Here is a 6,979-nt window from a genome sequence, read left to right on the forward strand (position 1 = left end):
CCATTAAGAATAGGTCGGATAGATTAGAAGGCTAATTTTCATCTAATAAACCTAAAAATCCACAATATTAGATTTTTGATGTCCTTATTTTGTTGCCATTACCAAACCTGGGAGGGCTTGAACGTTTCGACTTGTACGGGTTTTTCAAACTCGTCTGTGTAAAATCCCCATCTATATTCGTGCCGCATCAGCGGCACACCTGCCCGCACCCCGCATCCCGCACCCCGAAATCTCGAATGTGACTGCAAAGCGGCATGTCCCTGACAGGGCTGACTCCCGAATACCGTAACTGGCTCAGGTCATCTTATCTGACAAATGCCGCCAATAAACTCGTCTGTGCACATTTCCCATAAAAAAAGTCGGCGCATCAGCGCCGACACCTTCCCGACAACCCCGATTACCCCGACAACCCCGATTTCTCGTAAATGTGCTCAAAGATTCACGTCGTGGTGAGGCTAAGGCCCGAATACCGAAAATGAATCAAACCGTAGTATCTGCCGATTGACGCACATTCACCGGACACTGCAGGTACACGCTGACCCAGCCCTCTTCCTGTTTCCAGAGGGCGGTGGCATCGTTTTCTTTGCAGAATCTCCTGAGGGATTCCATACCGATTCCGTGATTTTCTTTCATGGTCATAGGAAGTCCATCTTTGGCAAGGAGGACTTTTCCCGAGTAGTAGTTACGGACCAGGGCGGTGAGATTTCCATTTTCCACTCTGGCGATGAGGGTGATCTGGCGGTTCTCCGGTTTTTCTTTTTCACTGGCATGGAGGGCATTTTCCACCAGATTGGCCAGGACCATGGAAAGGCCTATTTCCTCCTTCAGGCCGCCGGGGATGAGGACTTTGGTGACGAAGGGGATTTTCTTTTCTTGAGCTTCCTGCAGGAAATGGGAAAGAGCCGCATTGATGACCGTATTGTCGCAGATTTTCCGGATTTTCGTGCGGGAAAGATTTTCGTCTGCATGGGCGATGAGGGCCCTGGCATCTTCTATATTTCCACTTTCCAGGCAGGCGGAAAGGGAGCGGAGGAAATGACGTTTGTCATGACGGATGATTTTCATATATCTCTGGGAGGTCTCGAGGGTCCCTGCATAGGCGGAAAGATAGGCCAGCTGCTTTTCTTCGCGATGCTCTTTTTCTTTGGCCAGTATGTACTGCTCTGCCACTTTTGTCCCTTCATAGACCGAAAGGCCCACAGCCAGGGCAAGGACGGAATCCAGCATCCGCGGGACGAAAAACATGACCCCCACGACTTCATCCACAAACCAGTTCATGTAAAAAAATTCATTGAGGTAAGCGCAGAGCGGAATGAGGCAGGTATAGTGCCAGGCAAAGGACTGTACCCCTTCCAGATGAAGGCGGAAGAAATTTTTGAAAATAGGCCGGATAAAAGGCGTGAAGGCCACCATAAAGAGGAAGAGGAGGATCAGATATTCCGGCAGATGCTGTCTGAATACGCTCTCAGACACGATAAGGATCTCCAGATTCGTGGCCAGGGTATGACAGAAAAAGGCATGGAGCCCCACCATACTGAAGACGAAAATGTGCCTCGGGAACATGCCGGGCAGGAGGAAATTGAAAAGAAGGAGCCCCGGAACCCAGATGACGGTGTAGTAAAGCTTCCCGAAATGATTAAACCAGGCACCATAGCCCAGGGCGTAAATCCCGATGATGGAAATAAAAGCCAGCACGGAAATCGCGGCAAATCCCATGTACATATGCCGCTTCGTTTTCCCGTCCATGGTGTCACTGAAAGGAAGGTACCACAGATACATATGAGCCCAAACAGGGAGAAGCAGGAAAAAAGATACGAGACAAGCTTTGAGCGTCATGAGCGGCCTCCTTTCGTTTTGGAAATAGTTATCAGTTATCGAAAATCCCCATTGGTGGGAAATACGAGTAATGACTGACAGAATGAACAGCCTGAAATCCATCATAGTGAACAGGCTGTTCATTGGGGTTAATGGGTTATCGTACAGGCAGCCTGGAATCCATCAATGCGGGAAACTGTACATAAGGGTTAATGAGGAATCGTAGGAATCACTTGAAATCCATCCGTGTGAAAAAGCCATACATTGGGGTTAAAAGGTAATCGTGCGGATGAATTGATAGCCATTCATGCGAAGAATCGTCCGGCGTCCCCCAACGGGGGAAGCTCCCGCAGGGTGAAGGGGGCTTACTCTCGTAAGAACGCCAAGTGACACAAAATTCCCATGCGTTACGTAATCATGCATTACCGGCAATTCTCATTCTAACCTTTTTTCGTCGCTGCAGCCTTGAAACGTTTCGACCGATTCGCGGCCCACCCCTTCTCGAAGGGGGCCGCGCATTTACCTGCCGAGTCATTTATCCCGGGTACCTTTCATCAGTCAGCCCTGTATGTGCCATGTGCCGAACCCTGCGCCTGGACCTTTTTACTCATTTTCGACATGTACCTGCCTGACATCCCCCCACCGCATTTGCGGAGCCCCCCGCACTTCGGGGGGCTCGCTTTTACCGATAGAGTCAATTCGACTGAGGATGTTTCGGCAGTTGGTCCCAGATTCGACTTGTACGAGCTTTTCACACTCGTCTGCGCACATTCCCCATATATATTCTGCGGCCATCAGGCCGCCACCTTCCCGACATCCCCGAGATTCCCGACCATTCCCGATAGCCCCGATTCAAAAGTCTATCGGCCTTGAAGTTTCCTTTCAACTTTAGTCCGGCTTCATAAGCCGTTACCCGCAAATATGGCTTCTACGTTACCCCCCGATTTTTTCAGACAGGTTGACCGTCACGGGGCACTGCAGATAGACCGTCACCCAGCCTCCTTCCTGTTTCCAGAGGACTGTGGCGCCATAGGTCTGGCAGAATGTCCGGACTGACTGCATGCCGATGCCTTGATCTTTTCTGGTGGTCACGGGGAGGCCGTCTTCGGCGAGGATGATTACCCCTTCAAACCGGTTTCGGATATAAGCGGTGAGGCTGCCATCTTCTACCCTGGCGATGAGGGTGATCTGGCGATTGCCGGAACTTTCCTTTTCCGTGGCATGAAAGGCATTTTCCACCAGATTGGCCAGGACCAGGGAGAGGTCTATTTCCTCCTTCAGATGATTCGGGATGAGCACATGAGCGGTGAAAGGGATTTTCTTTCCCTCCGCCTCCTGGACGAAATGGGAAAGGGCCGCGTTGATGGCCGTATTTTCACAAATTTTTATAATTTTTGTACGGGAAAGATTCTTACCAGCTTCTGCGATGAGGGCTTTCGCCTCTTCTATATTTCCCCCATCCAGACAGGCGGAAAGAGACCGGAGCAGATGGCGATTGTCATGGCGGATGATTTTCATCTGCCGCTCCGAATCCTCCAGGCTCGCCGCATAGGAGGAAAGGTAGGTCAGCTGCTTTTCCTCCCGGTGCGCCTTCTCCCGGGCAAGGACGTACTGCTCCATCACCCGCGTCCCCTCATAGGCAGCAAGTCCCAGCGCCAGGGCCAGGAGGGAATCCATCATTCTTGGAAATAAAAACGCATACCCCACGATATAAGTGGCAAACCAGTTCATGTAGAAAAATTCGCCCAGATACGCGCAGAGCGGAATCAGGCAGTCATAGCGCCAGGAATAGTTCTCCGCCCCTTCCAGATGAAGGCGGAAGAAATTTTTGAAAAGCGGCCGAATCGGGATCGTGAAAACCACCATGAAAGCCGCCCAGAATACAGAGTACAGCCCCAGATGCTGCTTGAACACTTCCGGAGGCATGAAAAGCAGGTATATATTCGTGGCCACCGTGTGACAGAAAAACGCAAAAAGCCCCACCATGCTGAAAACGAAGACGTGCCGGGGAAAAATCCCGGGCAGCACAAAGCAGTGGAGAAGAAGCGCCGGGAGCCATATCAAAGTATAAAAAAGCTTCGTGAAACGGATGAAATAATACCCCGGGTCCACGGCATACATGCCGGCACACAGGGAAAAACCCAGCGCCAGGACTGCCCCGTACCCCATAAGCAGCCGCCGGCGGGTCCCCCGGTCCATAGACTCACTGAAAGGCAGGTACCAGAGATACATATGAGGCAGCACCGTAGTCAGAAGCATCAGAGAAATCATGACACCCCTGCCCATAGTATCCCCCCTCCCGTTCCAATCCCTTCCCAGCCCCTCCCCGAAAAATCCGACAACAGGATTGGAAAAATAAAAATGAGATTAAGTACTTTTCGTTTACAATAGTAGCACAGCAGGGGTCCTTCATCAACAAAAAAACTTTTTAGTCAGACAGATCATGCATTTATAAGCAGCCTGAAAGGACAGACAAAGAAAGGGACCTTCGAAACCGGAAATTCCCGACGCTATGAAGAAACAGGAAAACCGCCCCTCTCTGGGGCCGGGCGATGCACCGGCTCATCAGAACGATCCTGACGGACAAAAATGAACCGCTTTCGCCGCTCCCTTTTTTCGAAAATCAAAAAATTAATAAAATTCTAATGATACAAATCGCGATTTTTGCTACTATACCAGTGAAAGCAACAAGAGCGAGGCCTCGGGCCGCGTTCCATTCCATCTGCCGAGCGCTCAAAAATTTAAGGCGGATCCGGGACAAGACCCACGTGCTCTTGAAGCTTTCAAATCCTCGAGGAAAAAATCGAGTTTCCTATTATTTTTACAAAACAAAATAAACTCCCGCAAACGAGAAAGAAAATCTTCGGACCCGCGCCCCCCGCAACGTACCTAGTCACGAGATGTCATATCCAGACGTGTGAATTTCTGCAGCCGATTGACAGGTAAGATCGGAAATCCGGACAACGAGAACATATTCTCAAAAGGGGGTTTATTTTTTGTGCCCTAGCCGTCCACTATTCGTAGCGGGCGGCTTTTTTGCGTGTAGTTATCAGCGCAGAGTCTGCGATACCGGCTTGAACGGGAGAGGCAATATCCCGCTTTCCGTTACGCTGCACCGGAAATCAGAACCCGGAATCCGGACAGGTGGCCGCCAAATTTATAAGGCGGCCTTTTTTATATTTCTCCTGCACTACAGATTCAAGCCGCAAATGAGAAAAACGAAAAGCATGATACCGGGCACCTTCCCCTCGGGGAAGCTGGCCCGAAGGGCCTGAAAGGGCAAGGGAAACACCCGGCGGCCTTTGGCCGCCATTCCTTTTACCTGCCCTCTCACCGCTGTCGCGGAGCTCTCCCGAGGGAGAGCCTTCCGGACTACCGTTTTCCTCATTTTTCCCGGGTATGCTTTATCAATCCGCCTCATATGTGCTATCTGCCGAACCCTGCACTTGTACCTTTTTGCTCATTTTCGACATGTACCTGCTTGACATCCCCTCCGGCGCTTTGCGCCACCTCCCCGCACTTCGGGGAGGTCCGCATTTACCGATAGAGTCAATTGTCCCAAGTTCCTTTCGTCAGTCAGTCCCACATGTGCCTCAAAACGCAGGCGGGCAGGCTTCCCCTCGGGGAAGCTGGCCCGAAGGGCCTGAAAGGGCACGGGATGGAATCCAGGCGGCCAGAGGCCGCCAATTTCTTTAGCGCCCTCTCACCGCTATCGCGGTGTTCCCGAGGGAGAGCCTGCCTGACTATCATTTTCCTCATTTTTCCCGGGTATGCTTTATCAATCAGCCTCATTTGTACCTTGTACCGAACCCTGCACTTGTACCTTTTTTGCTCATTTTCGACATGTACCTGCTTGACATCCCCTCCGGCGCTTTGCGCCACCTCCCCGCACTTCGGGGAGGTCCGCATTTACCGATACTACCGAGATTCCCGACAGCCCCGATTCAAAAGTCATCGAAGAAAGAAGTTTCCCAATAAAAAATGGGCGCCCATACTATTTCAAAGGCGCCCACCTTCACGGGCCACGGGCCACGGATCACGGACCACGATGAGAAATATGTGATTCAAACGATGATTTCACACTGAGAATATATACTCGAAATACTCTTCCTGAAATTTCTTGGTCCCACCTCTGGAAATAGGTAAGACGGCGCCTCCTATTTCTATGTTCCCTGTCCGGATGGCCCGGATGGCTTTGCGGTTGACCAGGTAGCCTTTGGAGGGGACGACAAATTGTCCGGGGGACATGGTATCGAAGTTATCTTTGAGGACGGTCAGGGTGAGGCGGGTCTGAAGAAAGTCTCCGCCGGAGAGATGGACGGTGAGGATATGGCCTTCGCTTTCCACGTAGGTTATATGGTCGATTTCGATGACCCGGATGCCTCCTTCTACTTTGAATATCATCCGCCGGCTGTGACGGAGACGGATATTGTCCATGACCCGGTCCATGGCTTCATGGAACTGATCCATGGTGAAGGGTTTCAGGAGGTAATGGGCAGCACCGATGGTGAAGGCTTCGACGGCATATTCGTCGCTTCCCGTGAGAAATACGATTTCTGCGGGCACTTTTTCTTTCCGGAGCTGGGCGGCGATGTCGGTACCCATGATGCCTGGCATGCAGATATCAAGAAGGACCACGTCAAAGGGTGTCCGTTCTTCCACATCGTTCAGGAATTTGTAGGCGTCGGTATAGAGATTGAATTTCACGTCAATCTTTTTATTTTCGAAATATTTTTTCGCAACGAAATGGGTGAGTCTCACCTGATCCTGCATATCATCGCAAATGGCTACGAGCATGTTGATGCACCTCTTTTTATATACACGAGCTCCGAACTGTATCAATATGAAAGTGAATAGTTAGCAGTTATCAGTTCTCAGTTATCAGTGGCCCGGCTGCTATTCAGAAAACTTGTCACGCAATAGGGTCTAAAACCTTATTAGAAATTTCAGTTAAAGCAGATAGGCCTGATAACTCAAAAGTACCGTCGCCCGCCTGGGTACAATGCAACTGATAACTGATAACTACAATATCATTAACTTAACAGCTGCTAAAGTGCTTCCAAATCGAAATTTCTCTATTGCGTTTAAAGGAAATAGGGCCTTATTCACCCTGTTCGGAGTAAATTTTAGTAGTTTTGACCGGTTTTTGAGGCACTCTAAAGGA

The 6,979-nt window shown here is 50.4% G+C and carries 3 protein-coding genes; all 3 read right to left on the reverse strand.

The window, feature by feature from the left end:
- Nucleotides 1-480: 480 nt before the first annotated feature.
- Nucleotides 481-1,836, reverse strand: coding sequence for a sensor histidine kinase (locus tag VZT47_RS08765; RefSeq protein ID WP_330224585.1), 1,356 nt, complete (start codon nt 1,834-1,836; stop codon nt 481-483).
- 912 nt (nt 1,837-2,748) lie between these two features.
- Nucleotides 2,749-4,101: a sensor histidine kinase gene (locus VZT47_RS08770; RefSeq protein ID WP_330224586.1), complete on the reverse strand. Its 1,353-nt coding sequence runs from the start codon at nt 4,099-4,101 to the stop codon at nt 2,749-2,751.
- A gap of 1,791 nt (nt 4,102-5,892) precedes the next feature.
- A complete protein-coding gene (locus VZT47_RS08775) occupies nt 5,893-6,612 on the reverse strand; it encodes a LytR/AlgR family response regulator transcription factor (protein WP_330224587.1) in 720 nt (239 codons plus the stop codon).
- Between the last annotated feature and the right edge of the window lie 367 nt (nt 6,613-6,979).

Origin of the sequence: Dialister sp. (assembly GCF_036343215.1) — a bacterium.
Lineage (GTDB): Bacteria > Bacillota > Negativicutes > Veillonellales > Dialisteraceae > Dialister.